Genomic DNA, 14,859 nt, shown 5'->3' on the forward strand with positions numbered 1-14,859 from the left:
CCACCCGCATAGCAGGTGGTTTTTTGTTTCGCACACTCGCTCTGCTCGCGTGCTCAACTAGGTCTAAAGACACTAATCAAAAAGCAGAAGTTAATAGAATTACTTTATTCCATTAACTTCTGCTAATAATGATTTACAGCTGAACATCAAACCAACAAAGAATGTCCAACATTCAACTAATCTATTTGAGTATCGTTTAGTTCTTGGTAACGATTAATTAAGTTATCCAAGAAATTAACTAAATTTCGATTCATTGTTTGACAATCAATTTTGCGAATTTCCTTAGCGGATTGGACGTATTGATACTGCTGATACTTCTTAACGTCATCCCCAATTTTATCAATCAATCTCTCATAATCCGGTGGGGTCAGTTCCATATGACATTGTAATCCATACACCAATTCACCATAACGAACAATTTGCCGTGGACAACCCTCACTAAAAGCTAATACAGGCGTTTGAGAATTGACTCCCATCATATCATTGTGCCATTCACCAAGAAAAGCACTATCTTGAAAATTTTGCAATAATGGGTCTTGTTTACCACTTTCATTCAGCCAAACTTGAACTGCTCCTTCCTCCTTATGAAGACTGTGTTCATAAGGAATTCCAAGAGACTCGCCAATAAGTTGGCCTCCTAAACAAACGCCAACTACCATTCTTCGTTGTTGAATAAAGGCCCGAATTGTCTCCCGTTCCGCTTGAGCATCAAAATAAGAGCATTTCTGTTTACTCGTATGAGGATTCTGTGGACCACCTAAAACAACCAACATATCTGCCTTCTGAACCAATTGCGGAGTGGGCTTTTCCACATGACAGTTAATAATTTGAACATCGTACTGATGATCTCGTGCCCAAGTTAAGTAGTAGCCAGGTCCTACATAAGGTTCATGCTGGATAAAACAAATTCTCATCTTTGTTTTCTTTCAATCAACGGCAAATATTATTTTAGGAATCGCCTGCAAATACCTATAATAAAGTCATTATAGTTGAAAAGTCATTTCTTGTAATCATAATTATTAGAAAATTTCCTAAAATTCCAATAATATAAGAGAAAAGTCCAAAATAAGAAAATTGGCAAGCAAGACAAAATTTATTTTTATTCTATTGCCCTAGTCTATTCAATTAACTTTTTGCATAAAAACCAAAAAGTGTGCTAATTCTTTCTGTGGTAAGAATTAGCACACCTTTAAATTTCTAAAATTAGTATTTAAATACTTTCCAATCGAGCTTCATTTCATTAGCTCTCTTAAAGTCTTTGCATGAGTCTACTCGTTAATAGCTAAAGCTTAACGACTTGACTGAGCATTCCTAATGCTTTCATGCTCCTGCTAGTCCTGTTCAAGCACCGTTACGCTCTCTGCGGTTCGCCACTAACCAATCATTCGTCACTACGTTCCTCATTCTTGGGTGGCTATCGCATGGAGTATCACTAGCACTCTCTTCATCGCTTTAGCTCCTTGACAGTACTGTCACACTCTCAACATGTGGCGTCCGACTCATACCAATCACACATTGCCTCAAACGCTGAGACAGTGCGATTTGTCGCTGCTTTCTAAGGATTAATTTCTACAGCAATTTAACTAAGATGAGTGCTTGCTTATCATACCCAGTCTCACTATTTTAACATTTCATTAGCTAACGGAAACTCAACGAACGCTACTATGTTATAGCGTACTTGGTGCCTGTCGAGTGCATAAAATCAATCGCTTAGTTATCATGGTATAATTTACATGAATAGGTATTTTTATAGACCGAAGGTGATAACATGGGAAAACTTAACTTTATAGGAAAATGGAATCGAGCTTCTGAACTATTCCGAACAGAACAGTTCATCCTTACCTTTGCTAAAGAAGAAGACTTAATCAAGATTGAAGAGTTTATCAAGCAACGCCGCGAGAAACTGGCTAAGAAAGAGTCAAAACATTAGTCCAGATAACGTTGTTTTACCGTTCATATTTTATGCATACGAAAAGACCGTCCCGTTAACCTTGGCCAGTTGCGGACGATCTTTTATTAGCATAGGTAATTAAGCCCTCGTCATTAAAGCAGCTCAGCCTCAAATTGCAAGGTATAGTTGCTATTCCTCCTTAGCATCAATTACATCACGCACAACTTGTAAAACCTGATGTAGTGCAATATTGTCAATTTGTGTTAAATACCGCATTGAACGGGTTTGATAGTCAAAAGTGTGAAATTGCAGCGGATTCACTACCCCATTAACATGATCGTTCTTAACTTCTACGAACAGTCCTGTTTGCCTCAAACGATTATTTTGTGCATGTGTGATGGGGCAAACTACCGCTAATCCCGTTAAAGCTGAGTACCGTGAATTGCTAATTACTAAAGCGGGGCGCCGCTTACGAATCTCACTCCCCGAACTGGGATTAAAATCAATGGTGACAATATCACCTTTATGAGGAAGATAATCCATCCTAACTCCACTCACTATCCAGTACCTCGTGATCATTCATTACGTCTTCTTGGTGCAAGTCTTCTTTAAACCAATGCCCTTCAAAGGGATTCCGATGTTCCGGACGATAAACAATTGAGCCATCGTCTTGGAGTTCGGCCTTAAACTTAGCACCTGGAGCAACATTGAACGACTTAGGAATAGTTAACGTCACTGAATTACCTACTCTACGAACTTTAATAGTCATGTCAATCCCTCCTTGTGTATCTTTAGTATACACTGGAGGCTTGCAGGAATCAATCACTTAATTGCTTTGCCGACTGTGGTCATCAGTTACAAGTTTCCAAAAATGCTGAGAATAAAATGATGACGCTTGGGAACAGCGGAAGTTGAGGGAAGTGGCAACTTTCATAAATGGTCGAGCCTATAAACAAAATGAATTATTAGATTCAGGAAAATATAAAGTTCTTCGTGTTGGTAATTTTTATACAAATGATTCTTGGTACTATTCTAATCTAGAACTAGCAGATAAATATTATATTGATAAAGGCGACCTAGTGTATACTTGGTCAGCTACTTTTGGCCCTCATATCTGGGATGGCGAAAAAGTTATATATCACTACCATATCTGGAAAATTGAACTCTCTGAGTCTTTAGATAGAGATTTTACTTTGCAAATATTAGAAGCTGATAAAGCTCAAATACAAATGGATCAACGATGATTCATGTGACAAAAAAAGATATGGAAAGCAAAGTTATTTCACTGCCAAACATTGAAGAACAAAACAAATTGGTTCATATTTAATGAAGTTCGATTCTCTCATCGCCCTTCATCAGCGTAAGCCAAATACACCATTTTCCTAACTCAAACTTGATAAGTACCTCATGACCAAATCATTGTCCTGATTTTCCAGCTCATTGATGATATGCATGTATACTTTTTGTGTAGTCGTAATCGAAGAGTGTCCCAACCTTCGCGAAACACTCGCAATTGATACACCGGCAAACATCAACAACGAGGCATGCGTATGCCGTAACCCATGTAATGAAATTTCCGGAATACCGCAGTTCTTACAATGACGAGTAAGCCATTTGTTAGGTGTTGAGTTACAAACTGCTCCATTAACAAAAATAGGCTCATCGATTTCGAGTCCCTTGATCAATTGTTGAAACTGCATTCCTAATTGCCAATCCATCTGCACTTTTCTGATAGAACTGCGATTTTTCGTTGGTTGAAACTCTGTATTATTTTTGTAATCCCATGTCTTACTTACTGAAATTGTTTGCCTTACAAAATCAAAATCAGCAGGTGTTAGCCCTAGTGCCTCAGAAAAACGAAGACCTGTTTTAGCAATTAGAAGAATTAACCAGTCCTAATTTATAGAAGTACCTAAATCTAAGTCCTCCAACAAATTATGGAGTTCAAATTGATTTAGGTACTTCTTTTTCTTTTCTCTAGGGGCCTTCCCTTTAAAAATTACCTTTCGAGTAGGATCCCTGTCAATTAATCCATCATCAACTGCATCTAAAATGGCACCTTTCACTTGATGATGGAAGTCAATGACTGTTTGTCGTTCATGTGTTTCTACATATTTGTTTAACAGCTCTTGATACACATTTCTGTCAAAATCTTTCATCTTCAAATCTGGAATGATCTGTGCTAGGTGCTGATAGTTACTTTGATACTTTTCAAGCGTAACCTGACGAACCGCACCTTCTTTGTACAACTTAATCCAATGGTTAAAGTAGTCCTTGAATAGACTATCTCTCGTAAAATTATCTTTACTCATTACTATGAACCTCCAATTTACTATTTTGGCTTACGCTGATGAAGGGCGATGAGGGAGTCTAGTTGCTTAAAGAATTTTCCTATCTTTAGTTGTTCATGAATAATTGGTAATCTGTAAGTTAAATTATTTAAAGTATTTGGATATATCGCTGCTACACTTGTAGTTCCGGTTGCTCTAGCATGAATCTTAGCCATAATATTATCTGTATTATATAAGTAATTGAAAAAATTGTATCAATATCAGATTTAAAGACAAACCTAGCAATATTACTATTAAAAGCAGCCGTTTTTAATTCAGATAACCACGTTGCTCCCTTTCCAACTAGTTCTAGAGTGTTTCTGGTATTAAAAAGAAAATCTCCGTATTTTAGAATATCCTGTTCCTTCACTGATGATTTTAATGGTAAAAATTCTAATTTAGAAAAATCAAAATATCTATTTCTTAGATTTCCCATTTTTATTAACGGAATTCCATCATTTGATTCAGAGCCTAATAAATTAGTTCCTGTATGAATTGATAAAATATCTTCCCCCCAACTTTCGCTGTTCCCAAACTAAAGAACTATCAACCAACTCGTTTTATGTCCAAGAACTCCACCTACAACAAAGATGCGGCCGACTTTGCAGTTTCGTTCATCGAATGCCTTTGCAACACCAAAGGTACCTGGGCAGGAAAACCTTTTGAGCTGATTGACTGACAAGAAAAAATCATCCGTGCCATCTTCGGAATTCTTAAACCAGACGGCTATCGGCAGTTCAACACTGCTTATGTGGAAATTCCCAAGAAACAGGGCAAATCCGAACTTGCTGCGGCAGTCGCCCTGCTGCTTTGTTGTGCCGATGGCGAAGAACGGTCGGAGGTTTATGGTCGTGCCGCTGATCGCCAACAGGCAGCGATTGTATTTGATGTGGCTGCTGACATGGTGCGAATGAATCCAGTTTTAAAGAAACGGTGTAAGATTCTTGCTTCGCAAAAACGATTGATTTATGAGCCAACTAATAGTTTCTACCAGGTTCTATCGGCTGATGCTTATTCCAAACACGGATTTAACGTTTCTGGGGTTATCTTTGACGAATTGCACACTCAGCCGAATCGAAAACTCTACGATGTGATGACCAAAGGTTCTGGGGATGCCCGCACTCAGCCGCTTTATTTTTTGATTACCACTGCTGGTAACGATGAAAACTCTATCTGTTACCAAGTTCATCAAAAAGCGATCGATATTATGAAAGACCGTAAACATGATCCCCGCTTCCATCTAGTTATTTATGGTGCCAGTCGTGATGAAGACTGGTCGAGTCCTGCCGTCTGGAAAAAAGCTAACCCTTCACTCGGTATTACTGTCAAGATGGAAAAAGCCAAGGATGCCTATAATTCAGCCAAGGAAAATCCAGCTGAAGAGAATACTTTCCGGCAGCTCCGACTCAACCAATGGGTTAAACAGGATGTTCGTTGGATGCCGATGGACAAGTGGGATGCTTGTGCTTTTTCAGTGGATCCTGATGAGTTACGCGGGCGCGATTGCTATGGCGGATTAGACCTATCTTCCACCACTGATATCACTGCGTTTGTCCTTGTCTTTCCACCACGTGATGAATCGGAAGGCTACACTTTGCTCCCCTACTTCTGGATTCCTGAAGACAATGTCGATTTACGGGTTCGCCGCGATCATGTTCCATACGATATCTGGAAACAGCAAGGATATCTACAAACTACCGAAGGCAATGTTGTCCACTATGGCTTTATTGAACATTTTATTGACGATCTTGGTAAGAAATATCATATCCGAGAAATCGCCTTTGACCGCTGGGGAGCTGTTGAAATGGTGCAAAATCTGGAAGGAATGGGCTTTACGGTCGTGCCATTTGGCCAAGGCTTTAAAGATATGACGCCGCCGACCAAAGAACTGATGCGGTTAACCCTTGAAAAGAAGATTGCCCACGGTGGCCACCCAATACTGCGCTGGATGATGGATAACATCTATATCCGTACTGATCCAGCTGGTAACATCAAACCTGATAAAGCCAAATCTACTGAGAAGATTGATGGCGTGGTAGCCACTATCATGGGCTTAGATCGGGCTATTCGAAATGAGGATAGTGGCGATTCGGTTTACGATGGTCGCAGACTATTGATGCTTTAATCAAAATAGAACGCATTTGCATTCTGATATGATATAATATCATTAACAAATCCAAGGAGGTCCAAACATGGCAACTGCTACTAAATCCACCACTATCCGTTTTGATAAAGACGTCTTAAATTTGATTCACAAACAAGCAGATCTTGATGGTCAAACTTCCACTGAATTCATGCGAAGTGCCGTTCTAGAAAAACTTGAGGATAGCCTTGACTACCAAGATGCGGTCAAAAACATCCGCGAATCCCATGGTCAAGCTGTGTCTCGCGATGACGTTAAGAGGCAATTAGGTCTTTAATGATGAAATACACCTGGTCATTTAATCAAAAAGCACTAAAAGATTTTAAGAAAAATCTCGATAAACCTGTTCAGCGACGAATCATTAATTGGCTTGACAAACATATCGAAGGTTCTAATAATCCTCGAGTTTGGGGTAAAGCCCTGGAAGGCGAACTCGGTACTCTGTGGCGTTACCGAATTGGTAGTTACCGCATCATTGCTGATATTCAAGATGAAGTTTTTACGGTTGTTGCTGTCAAGGCAGGTAAAAGAAATGACGTCTACAAACGAAAAAGGTAAGCGACCATTAGATCTATCAAAGCTATCAAAAAGTGAATTTAACCGAGAAATTCAAAAGGGCTTTGATTATTCAAGCATAATCAAACATTTACTGCCCCAAAAAGTGAAAAGAATTAAAGAATCGAAATTAGCATCGGCTTTTCATGAAGTGCCCTACAATTGTTAGACAAGAAATCTAATGATTGTGAGGCACTTTTTTGTATGACCAAATATAAATCAGAACTGAAAGCCCAAATTGTTCATGAATACCTTTCGACTTCGCAAAGTACTAATGATTTAAGTAAGAAATATCAAATTAATGGGCGACGTATTGCTGAATGGTTTCAGGGATACCAATTGAGGGGGATCAACGCCCTTGAAAAACGACGTCATAAACGAATATTTACCGCCGATTTTAAACTAAATGTGATAGACTACTACCAAACTCATGAGGATTCGATGGCTGAAGTAGCCGCTCGCTTTAATATTTTAACAGCGCAAGTTTCAAGATGGCGTTCGCAATTTGAACGGGACGGTATTGCAGCTTTGAAGCCTCACCCAAAAGGCAGGCCTTCTAAAGTGAAACATACTAAAAAACAGGCTCGTCAGCTCGCTAATAAGAGTGAGCTGGAACGATTAAAGGAAGAATTGGCAAAGAAGAACCAAGAACTTTACGAAACTAAGATGGAGCGTAATATCTTAAAAAAATCGCTGTCCCTGTTTGGACCCTCAAAGCCAGGAAGAAAAACCAAATAGTGGATCAGATCAGGGACGATCAATCACAGCGACCAAAGAAACTGCGCTATAAGATCGGTGATCTTCTCAAAACCATTGGGCTTGCCAAGGCAACCTATCACGATGAACGTAAATGAATTGCCCGCTCTCACGACAAATACGAAGAAGCTAAAGCTCAAATTCTAAAGATTGCCCAACGGTTTAGACTTCGTGGACGTTGGACCGCAGATTATCGTCGTATTCAAATGGAGCTAGACCGAATAGGATTACATTTGGCTGGGGATACTATTCGCAAGTTAATGCGGGAATTAAATGTTCAAGTAAGTTTGTATAATCGCCATCGTAATGGTAAGTATTCATCCTACCATGGTACGGTTGGTAAGATTGCGGAAAATCGGTTAAACAAAGATTCAATGAAAAACGTCCCTATCATGTTATCCATACTGATGTAACACAAGTCCGTTTAGCTAATCATCAGTGGGCTTACATCTCAGCAATGATTGATGAAGCGAGTCAAGAGATTCTAGCTTTCCAAATAAGTATCAGCCCGAATAAAAAACTGATTATAAAAGCCATAGAAGAATTAATTACCAATCTACCTGATAATGCTCACCCAATTATTCATTCGGATCAGGGCTGGCATTACCAGTTAGATTACTATACCCAAAAATTAGCGGATCACCAGTTTATTCAAAGCATGTCGCGGAAAGGAAATTGCCTGGATAACGCTCCAGTAGAAAGTTTCTTTCACTTATTTAAGACCGAGTTACTAGCAGGGTTTCTGCCATGCAAGGATATCGCAGAATTAACCGAACTTTCTCACGACTACGTTCAATACTTTAACCATGTCAGAACAACCTTAAAGACAAAAGGCATGACTCCAGTCGAATACCGAAACCATGCCTTAGCAGCTTAATATTTTAATTTTGTCTAACTTTTGTCTTGCACTTCATCATAAGTCGGTGCTTTTATTATGCCCTGAAAGCAGCTGATGCTATGGGCTTTCTCAATAAACTATTCCACACCAACAAGGCTTCACCTAAGAATACCTTGTCTAGCACTATGTCATTTCTCTTCGGTAGTTCGATGGCAGGACAAACAGTAACTGAACGCACAGCAATGCAGAATACGGCTGTTTATGCCTACGTCCGGGTATTAGCTAAAGGGTTAGCAGAATTACCACTTCATATTTACCAATACACTAATGATGGCGACAAGCAACGGGCGATCAAGCACCCTCTTTATTTTTTGCTGCATGATGCGCCTAACCCAGAGATGACCAGTTTTATCTTCCGGGAAACCTTGATGAACCATCTTTTGCTTTGGGGTAACGCCTATGCCCAGATTGTCCGGAATGGTCAATGGCACTGAGAACTTGATTAACCATCAGATCACCTTCTTACAATAAATTCTACTATTTTATGGCAGGTTAGTAATTAATTTTTAAGATATTGTTGTAACAAAGCGCTGGTCGCTAATTACACGGTTCAACATATGATTGAGAAATGACATCGCATCATTACAGCATAAAAGGTAAATGATAAAATAGAAGTAAGTTAATTATCTGGAAAGGAGGAGTCCAGATTGGATAGTAAGATTGTTGCCCGCCCCTTAGTCACCATCACGAATGTCATTTGGAGCTTTAATACAGAATTGCACCGGCCGCAATTATTGTTAATTAAACGGGCAGATGAACCATTAAAGGGCAAGTGGGCCTTGCCAGAAACTCTGTTGCGTAGTCATGAAAGTGCTGATGCAGCGTGCATTCGCTTGATTGACGATAAGATTGGCCTTCAGGTGCTGATGAGTTCAACTGAACAATTGGCTACTTTTACTGATCCCAACCGGGTTGCTGATAGCCGGGCCTTATCATTAGCCTACATGACTTACCTGCCTTCGACGCCCAAGCTGCATCCGGGCTATGGGGCAACGGACGCTCAATGGTTTACCTTGAGTACTGATCAACACAAGTATGTAATTAGTCACGATCGGCAGCAATTCATCCTAACGACACCTTCTGACCTTGCGTTTGACCATGTTCAAATTATCAACACCGCCATTAATCGGATTAAAAATAAGCTCGATTACCAACCAGGTATTCTCCACATTCTCGGCGATTCCTTTACCCTGCGTCAGGCCCGGGAAGTCTTTGCGGCGTTCTTAGGAACGACCCTGGATCAAATCGATAATTCCAATTTTAAGAAAACTCATAACCACCTGTTTAAGGAAGTCGGCACCGCCTCATTACAACACTCAGGTCGGCCGCCAAAGTTGTTTAAGCTAAATTGTTAATTTTATAAACTTGCATTTTCAAAAAAAGTATCTACACTAGAAGTAAATAAAAGGCAAAGATACTTTTATTTTTACGATAATTAAAGTACTTTTTACTTAAAAGAAAGTGTGGGTAATATGGATTTACAAATGTTAACCGACCTTTATGAATTCTCAATGGCAAATGGCTATTACGCCATCCTGCCCCATGATCGTCAGGCCCGGTTCGACGTTTTCTACCGGCGGGTTCCTGATAACGGCAGCTTTGTTATTGCGGCCGGTCTCCAACAAGTAGTTGAACAAGTTGCTAACTGGCATTTTTCTAAGGAAAACATTGAATACCTGAAATTATTAAAAAAGTTTAGTCCTGATTTTCTGGACTACCTCAGCAAAATTAAAAACGGCTGCACTATTCAAGCGCTCCCTGAAGGTACTCCAGTATTCCCACGAGAACCAATTATCTCCATTAGTGGTCCATTAATTGAGGCCCAACTCTTAGAAACTTTCGTCCTCAACATTATTAACCACCAGTCACTAATTGCCACTAAGTCATGGCAGATTAACCATGCCGCGCAAGGACTGCCAATAATGGAATTTGGTGCCCGGCGTGCGCAAGGACCCGACGCGGCCACTTATGGTGCACGGGCAGCTGTGATTGGCGGTTGCACCAGTACCTCAAACTTGCAAGCAGCTAGTCAATTCCACATCCCCGCAGCGGGAACAATGGCCCACGCCTGGGTAGAAAGCTTTCCTGACGAACTCAGCGCCTTTCAAGCATGGGCAAAAGTTTATCCAAATAAAATTTCCCTACTGGTTGATACGTATGATGTCCTTAAATCAGGGGTTCCAAACGCTATTCGGGTCTTTAAGCAAGCTCGGGCCAATGGTCATGAACCAGTTGGCATTCGGATTGATTCCGGGGATATTTCTCAACTTGCCATTAAAGCACGCCAGATGCTTGATGAAGCGGGCTTCCTAAAGGCTAAGATCACTGCTTCTAATGCGCTTGATGCCCACGTTGTGAAATCACTGCTGGACGAGGGTGCACCAATTGATAACTTTGGGATTGGTGAACGCTTGATTACTAGTTCTTCTAGTCCGGTCTTAAGCGGCGTTTATAAATTAGCGGAAGAAAAAGTCAATGGTAAATGGATCCCAACGATTAAGGTTAGTGATAGCCGGGAAAAGGTTACTATTCCAGGCAACAAGCAGGTTTACCGGATCTACAGTAATGACCTGCCAAATAAGGCCATTGCCGATGTCATTGCCCTGGCTGATGAACCCATCACTGCACCGCTCAAGGTTGTTAACTCCAACCCTACCGCAACTAATGCCAGTCAAGTCTTAGCCAACTTTACTGCTAAGCCGCTATTAAAAAACTACCTAACAGCAGGCCAGCCAGTAAAGGTGGAAACGGATGTCTTTAAGATTCAACAAACTTCCCGGCAATTGCTCGCTCAATTACCAGAAGCAAGTAAGCGGCTAGTCAACCCTGATCGCTACCCGGTTTACTTAACAGCTAAGTTAGCTGACCTTCAAGAACAATTGATTACCAAAGCCCAGTTTGCTGAGGAGAATTAAAATGGCAAAAGCATTATTAATTATTGACTACACAAATGACTTTGTCGCTGATAATGGATCCCTAACCGTCGGTAAACCAGCCCAGGCGTTAGAGCACCCCATCATTAGTTTAGCTAACCAGTTTCTTAAAAATAAGGATTACGTGATTCTGCCGACTGATGGTCACTTGAAAGATGATCATTTTAATCCCGAACATCGCCTATACCCACCCCACAATATTATCGGGACTAAGGGACAAAAATTATATGGCAAGGTTGGTCAATGGTTCCAACAAAATCAGACTGATCCCCACGTCTATAAATTTAACAAAAACCGCTATTCCGCTTTCCAGAATACTAATCTAGACAATTATTTACGGGAACGGCGGATTAACGATGTCTGGATCTGTGGAGTATGTACCGATATCTGTGTATTACACACGGCAATTAGTGCATATAACCGTGATTATCAAATTGTCATCCCGCAAAAGGCAGTCGCTACTTTCTCCGAACTGGGAGCAAAGTGGGCAATGGGACACTTCAAGAATGTTCTTGGAATAACGATTCGTTAACGTAAAAGGAAGTATCTAACAATGAGTTTTTATGGCAACCGAACTGAAAGGATGGTTGAATCAGCCACTCCGGGTATTCATTTGCACGCAATCACGAACTTAGCTGAAACTCCACAGGTAAATATAATTATCGTTCATGGGTTATCATCATATGCTAAAAGTTATGACCCCTTCGCTAGTTTTCTTGTTAAGCATGACTGCAACGTTTTTCGCTACGATCAGCCTGGTCATGGAAAATCAGAGGGACTCCGGGGATATATGGATTCTTTAGCTGACCTGTATGAAAATTTACATGTAATGGTTAGAAGGACTAAAACGGCTTATCCAAACCTTCCCCTATTTGTCATTGGTCATAGCATGGGTGGCGAAACAGTCCTCTTATATGGCATAAAGTACCCGCAAACGGTTGATGGATTCGTGGTGGCTGATCCAGTTTCCATTGTTAAAGCACCAAATTCATGGAGTAAGGGTTTAACAGGCGACCCTAAGAAACAATTACCTAACGTGTTAAGTACAGGGCTTAACAGTGATCCACGAGTAGTTCATAGAATTCAAAATGATCCTGCTAATCTGCATCACTTGACAGTTGGAATTTTGCAGAATGAAATTAAGGGAGCTTACTTCCTTCGGGAACACTTAACTGGCTTTAAGGATCCACTATTGTTTTTACAAGGTCAAAAAGACGGTTTGATTGATTATCATGATTCATTAGAAGCTTACGCAATGATTGCTTCTAATGACAAAGAGCTTCACGTCTACTCTTCTCTAATGCACAATATTTTTGACGAGCCCCAACGAAAATGGGATATCTACTCAGAAGTCGTCCAGTGGATTAATCGTCATCGATATTGACACTGAGTTGCAGCTATTAAACCACTTTGAAATTATAAAAGAGACGCAACGAATGACACTTTCGTCACCGTTACGTCTCTTTTTCATATGGTTAATGATCCTAATGAACAATAGCCTTCTTTAACAGGTATCCACATTGCCCTGCACTAACCACTGTTAAGCCGCTAATAAGTCCCAGGTTGTTATCCCGCAAAACAAATGTAATAATGATTCCAGAAATTAAAGTCGCCCCTAATCACAATTAATTGCTGGTATTTAAACTTCCTGAAAAATTCCGTTATTCTTGATTCTTATCAATGCGGTTGATTGTTAATGGGTATTTCTTATCGAGTTTAGGAGTAACAAATTTAATAGTTAATCCTTTTTTCAACGGTCCCATTAGTATCCAAGCGCTAATCCATAACATCCCCACTATCGATGACCAAATATCACTACCTTGAATTAGTGGAAACATGCATCCCCAAATTAACATAATGATATAACGTGTATATTATCAACTAAGCAATAATTGCCTAACTAAACTAATTTTCGAATAATTCAATTCGACGTAATTGACGTTTCAGTTGACCTTGCTTTTCTAATAAAGCAAATTTACGAGACAGGGTCTCAGGTGTTGTTCCAAGGTATAAGGCTAAGTCTTTCATTTTTAAGGGTAAGGTAAAATTATTTTTACCAATTTCATCTGTATATGTTTGTAAATACTTTAATAACCGGTCTTCAACCTTCGGCAAAGCCAACAAGTGAACTTGTTTTTGCATTTCCGAAACTTTAACAATATTTAGTTCCAATAATCGAATACTTAATTCTGGCTGTTTATGCATCAGCTTCAATAAATCCTGCCGTTTTAATAAACAAATTTCACTGTGTTCCGTAGCCTCGACGTAATTATTGATATTCTTTTGACCAAAAAGCCAATCCTCACCAATATAATCACCAGTATGCAAGATTTGCAAAACATTCTCATAGCCGTCTTCATCTAAGGTGTACTGCTTAGCGTTACCATCAGCGACAATTACTAAATTATCATTTATCATTGGATCAATTATCACTTCACCCTTTTGATAGTTTTTATGCTGAACTAATTTTTCGATTTGCATCTTCTCATCCTGAGGTAAAGCATTAAATAGTGGTACTAAGTTAACACATAAATCAGCCATTAAATTCATCGTCCTTTAATTAAAAGTCATCATCGTCATCTTCGACATACAATCCTTCTTTTAGTTCATGACCTAAGAAGTCTTGAGTTATCCGAATTTGCTCCTTAATCCAAGCCATTAAATTAGTTAAATTAGCAGATAATTCTAGCCAACTTTCATTGTTAGCTAAAGTAATTGCCTTAGTAATGAAGAGCGTTTGCGTATCAAAATCTTTTACCAAGCCAAACAGTTGCTTATCACCTGATAAATATTTACTACTGCCATCTTCTTCTAGCATAGTATATTCCTTAAATTGAGCTGTAATTGTTGGAATACTTTCACCATTATTAACCAATAAGTGATTCAATTGGTCAAGTTCCTGAAGTTCATAAGCAATCCAACCAGCAGCTTTTTCGGCCAAAAAAAGACTAGCAGATCCTTTAGCAAATAAGTTAGCTTGGTTAATCTTTAAAGAATGGATTAACAAGTTAGAAATAATGTGACCAGTCATGGCAGCTGCAGTTGGCTGATGGTGATCAAGGTCGCTTTGCTTCAATTCCGCCTGGTATTTTTCTTCTGCATTCATCAGTTAAGCTCCTTTTCCTTAATTTCTTGTACTTCATAACCCATTTTTTCAATAGCTGTCTTGACGTCAACAGTTTTAGTCTTATCAGGATCCAACGTAAATTTTAGCTTTCCTGCATTGAATAAAACTTTGATTTGGTCGGTTCCATCCAAACTACCAACCGCCCTTTCAATTTTGCTTAAGCATGAAGGACAGGTCATGCCAGATAATTTCATCATTACTTTTTCCATGATTAAACTCCCCTTCC

19 protein-coding genes and 3 pseudogenes are annotated in these 14,859 nt (G+C 39.6%); 13 read left to right on the forward strand and 9 right to left on the reverse strand.

The features are described 5' to 3' along the window. Positions 1-176: 176 nt before the first annotated feature. Positions 177-914, reverse strand: a complete 738-nt coding sequence (locus H9564_RS01360; RefSeq protein ID WP_191683790.1) for a glutamine amidotransferase-related protein — start codon at positions 912-914, stop codon at positions 177-179. An 854-nt stretch (positions 915-1,768) separates the two neighbouring features. On the opposite strand from H9564_RS01360, the gene H9564_RS01365 reads away from it, so the two are divergent. After that, positions 1,769-1,930 carry a hypothetical protein gene (locus H9564_RS01365; RefSeq protein WP_191683791.1) on the forward strand — a complete coding sequence of 54 codons (162 nt, stop codon included), beginning with the start codon at positions 1,769-1,771 and terminating at the stop codon, positions 1,928-1,930. Between the two features lie 150 nt (positions 1,931-2,080). Here H9564_RS01365 and H9564_RS01370 read toward each other — a convergent pair whose 3' ends face one another. Both H9564_RS01370 and mazE read right to left on the reverse strand, forming a co-directional pair. Beyond that, the gene (locus tag H9564_RS01370; RefSeq protein WP_318241061.1) at positions 2,081-2,449 is read right to left on the reverse strand and encodes a type II toxin-antitoxin system PemK/MazF family toxin; all 369 of its coding nucleotides are present in this window, start codon (positions 2,447-2,449) and stop codon (positions 2,081-2,083) included. Further along, on the reverse strand, positions 2,436-2,660 hold the full coding sequence (mazE, locus tag H9564_RS01375; protein WP_191683793.1) for a type II toxin-antitoxin system PemI/MazE family antitoxin: 225 nt from the start codon (positions 2,658-2,660) through the stop codon (positions 2,436-2,438). The genes H9564_RS01370 and mazE overlap by 14 nt, the downstream gene beginning before the upstream one ends. Positions 2,661-2,811: 151 nt before the next feature. On the opposite strand from mazE, the pseudogene H9564_RS01380 reads away from it, so the two are divergent. After that, positions 2,812-3,218 (forward strand): annotated as a pseudogene (locus H9564_RS01380) (restriction endonuclease subunit S). Positions 3,219-3,273: 55 nt separating this feature from the next. Here the strand turns inward: H9564_RS01380 and H9564_RS01385 are convergent. After that, positions 3,274-4,203: pseudogene (locus H9564_RS01385) on the reverse strand (site-specific integrase). Between the two features lie 20 nt (positions 4,204-4,223). Continuing rightward, positions 4,224-4,397, reverse strand: coding sequence for a restriction endonuclease subunit S domain-containing protein (locus H9564_RS01390; RefSeq protein ID WP_191683794.1), 174 nt, complete (start codon positions 4,395-4,397; stop codon positions 4,224-4,226). Between the two features lie 386 nt (positions 4,398-4,783). On the opposite strand from H9564_RS01390, the pseudogene H9564_RS01395 reads away from it, so the two are divergent. The 11 genes and pseudogenes from H9564_RS01395 (at position 4,784) to H9564_RS01445 (ending at position 12,890) form a co-directional block, all read left to right on the forward strand. Further along, positions 4,784-6,346 (forward strand): annotated as a pseudogene (locus H9564_RS01395) (terminase large subunit). Between the two features lie 67 nt (positions 6,347-6,413). Next, a complete protein-coding gene (relB, locus tag H9564_RS01400) occupies positions 6,414-6,641 on the forward strand; it encodes a type II toxin-antitoxin system RelB family antitoxin (RefSeq protein WP_191683795.1) in 228 nt (75 codons plus the stop codon). 2 nt (positions 6,642-6,643) lie between these two features. Continuing rightward, positions 6,644-6,922, forward strand: a complete 279-nt coding sequence (locus H9564_RS01405) for a type II toxin-antitoxin system RelE family toxin (RefSeq protein WP_191683879.1) — start codon at positions 6,644-6,646, stop codon at positions 6,920-6,922. Between the two features lie 201 nt (positions 6,923-7,123). Next, entirely contained in the window at positions 7,124-7,657 is a 534-nt protein-coding gene (locus tag H9564_RS01410; RefSeq protein WP_191683796.1) for a helix-turn-helix domain-containing protein, read from the forward strand. 158 nt (positions 7,658-7,815) lie between these two features. Further along, positions 7,816-8,088, forward strand: a complete 273-nt coding sequence (locus H9564_RS09080) for an IS3 family transposase (protein ID WP_449826297.1) — start codon at positions 7,816-7,818, stop codon at positions 8,086-8,088. Next, positions 8,073-8,552: an IS3 family transposase gene (locus tag H9564_RS01420; protein WP_191683880.1), complete on the forward strand. Its 480-nt coding sequence runs from the start codon at positions 8,073-8,075 to the stop codon at positions 8,550-8,552. Before H9564_RS09080 ends, H9564_RS01420 begins: the two co-directional genes overlap by 16 nt. 80 nt (positions 8,553-8,632) lie before the next feature. After that, positions 8,633-9,007, forward strand: coding sequence for a phage portal protein (locus H9564_RS01425; RefSeq protein ID WP_449826296.1), 375 nt, complete (start codon positions 8,633-8,635; stop codon positions 9,005-9,007). A 213-nt stretch (positions 9,008-9,220) separates the two neighbouring features. Further along, positions 9,221-9,928: an NUDIX hydrolase gene (locus tag H9564_RS01430; RefSeq protein ID WP_191683797.1), complete on the forward strand. Its 708-nt coding sequence runs from the start codon at positions 9,221-9,223 to the stop codon at positions 9,926-9,928. Between the two features lie 117 nt (positions 9,929-10,045). Beyond that, positions 10,046-11,488: a nicotinate phosphoribosyltransferase gene (locus H9564_RS01435; protein WP_191683798.1), complete on the forward strand. Its 1,443-nt coding sequence runs from the start codon at positions 10,046-10,048 to the stop codon at positions 11,486-11,488. 1 nt (position 11,489) lies between these two features. Beyond that, entirely contained in the window at positions 11,490-12,038 is a 549-nt protein-coding gene (locus H9564_RS01440; protein ID WP_191683799.1) for a cysteine hydrolase family protein, read from the forward strand. A 21-nt stretch (positions 12,039-12,059) separates the two neighbouring features. After that, positions 12,060-12,890: an alpha/beta fold hydrolase gene (locus H9564_RS01445; RefSeq protein ID WP_191683800.1), complete on the forward strand. Its 831-nt coding sequence runs from the start codon at positions 12,060-12,062 to the stop codon at positions 12,888-12,890. A 277-nt stretch (positions 12,891-13,167) separates the two neighbouring features. Here H9564_RS01445 and H9564_RS01450 read toward each other — a convergent pair whose 3' ends face one another. The 4 genes from H9564_RS01450 to H9564_RS01465 all read right to left on the reverse strand — a co-directional run bounded on the left by H9564_RS01450 (position 13,168) and on the right by H9564_RS01465 (position 14,842). Then, a complete protein-coding gene (locus H9564_RS01450) occupies positions 13,168-13,344 on the reverse strand; it encodes a hypothetical protein (protein ID WP_191683887.1) in 177 nt (58 codons plus the stop codon). 67 nt (positions 13,345-13,411) lie between these two features. Next, entirely contained in the window at positions 13,412-14,047 is a 636-nt protein-coding gene (locus H9564_RS01455) for a Crp/Fnr family transcriptional regulator (RefSeq protein ID WP_191683801.1), read from the reverse strand. A 19-nt stretch (positions 14,048-14,066) separates the two neighbouring features. Beyond that, positions 14,067-14,612 (reverse strand): DNA-binding protein, encoded by a 546-nt coding sequence (locus tag H9564_RS01460; RefSeq protein WP_191683802.1) that lies wholly within the window; start codon positions 14,610-14,612, stop codon positions 14,067-14,069. Further along, complete coding sequence (locus H9564_RS01465) at positions 14,612-14,842, reverse strand: heavy-metal-associated domain-containing protein (RefSeq protein WP_004897838.1); 231 nt, start codon at positions 14,840-14,842, stop codon at positions 14,612-14,614. Before H9564_RS01465 ends, H9564_RS01460 begins: the two co-directional genes overlap by 1 nt. Positions 14,843-14,859 lie beyond the last annotated feature (17 nt).

The organism is Limosilactobacillus avistercoris (genome assembly GCF_014836425.1).
Classification (GTDB): Bacteria; Bacillota; Bacilli; order Lactobacillales; family Lactobacillaceae; genus Limosilactobacillus; species Limosilactobacillus agrestimuris.

Coding starts and splice junctions, on each gene's coding strand:
- H9564_RS01390 (WP_191683794.1), bottom strand. CDS start 4,397: ATGGCTAAGATTCATGCTAGAGCAACCGGAACTACAAGTGTAGCAGCG.
- H9564_RS01440 (WP_191683799.1), top strand. CDS start 11,490: ATGGCAAAAGCATTATTAATTATTGACTACACAAATGACTTTGTCGCT.
- H9564_RS01425 (WP_449826296.1), top strand. CDS start 8,633: ATGGGCTTTCTCAATAAACTATTCCACACCAACAAGGCTTCACCTAAG.
- H9564_RS01445 (WP_191683800.1), top strand. CDS start 12,060: ATGAGTTTTTATGGCAACCGAACTGAAAGGATGGTTGAATCAGCCACT.
- H9564_RS01455 (WP_191683801.1), bottom strand. CDS start 14,047: ATGGCTGATTTATGTGTTAACTTAGTACCACTATTTAATGCTTTACCT.
- H9564_RS01410 (WP_191683796.1), top strand. CDS start 7,124: ATGACCAAATATAAATCAGAACTGAAAGCCCAAATTGTTCATGAATAC.
- mazE (WP_191683793.1), bottom strand. CDS start 2,660: ATGACTATTAAAGTTCGTAGAGTAGGTAATTCAGTGACGTTAACTATT.
- H9564_RS01365 (WP_191683791.1), top strand. CDS start 1,769: ATGGGAAAACTTAACTTTATAGGAAAATGGAATCGAGCTTCTGAACTA.
- H9564_RS01450 (WP_191683887.1), bottom strand. CDS start 13,344: ATGTTTCCACTAATTCAAGGTAGTGATATTTGGTCATCGATAGTGGGG.
- H9564_RS01465 (WP_004897838.1), bottom strand. CDS start 14,842: ATGGAAAAAGTAATGATGAAATTATCTGGCATGACCTGTCCTTCATGC.
- H9564_RS01435 (WP_191683798.1), top strand. CDS start 10,046: ATGGATTTACAAATGTTAACCGACCTTTATGAATTCTCAATGGCAAAT.
- H9564_RS01360 (WP_191683790.1), bottom strand. CDS start 914: ATGAGAATTTGTTTTATCCAGCATGAACCTTATGTAGGACCTGGCTAC.
- H9564_RS01460 (WP_191683802.1), bottom strand. CDS start 14,612: ATGAATGCAGAAGAAAAATACCAGGCGGAATTGAAGCAAAGCGACCTT.
- H9564_RS01405 (WP_191683879.1), top strand. CDS start 6,644: ATGAAATACACCTGGTCATTTAATCAAAAAGCACTAAAAGATTTTAAG.
- relB (WP_191683795.1), top strand. CDS start 6,414: ATGGCAACTGCTACTAAATCCACCACTATCCGTTTTGATAAAGACGTC.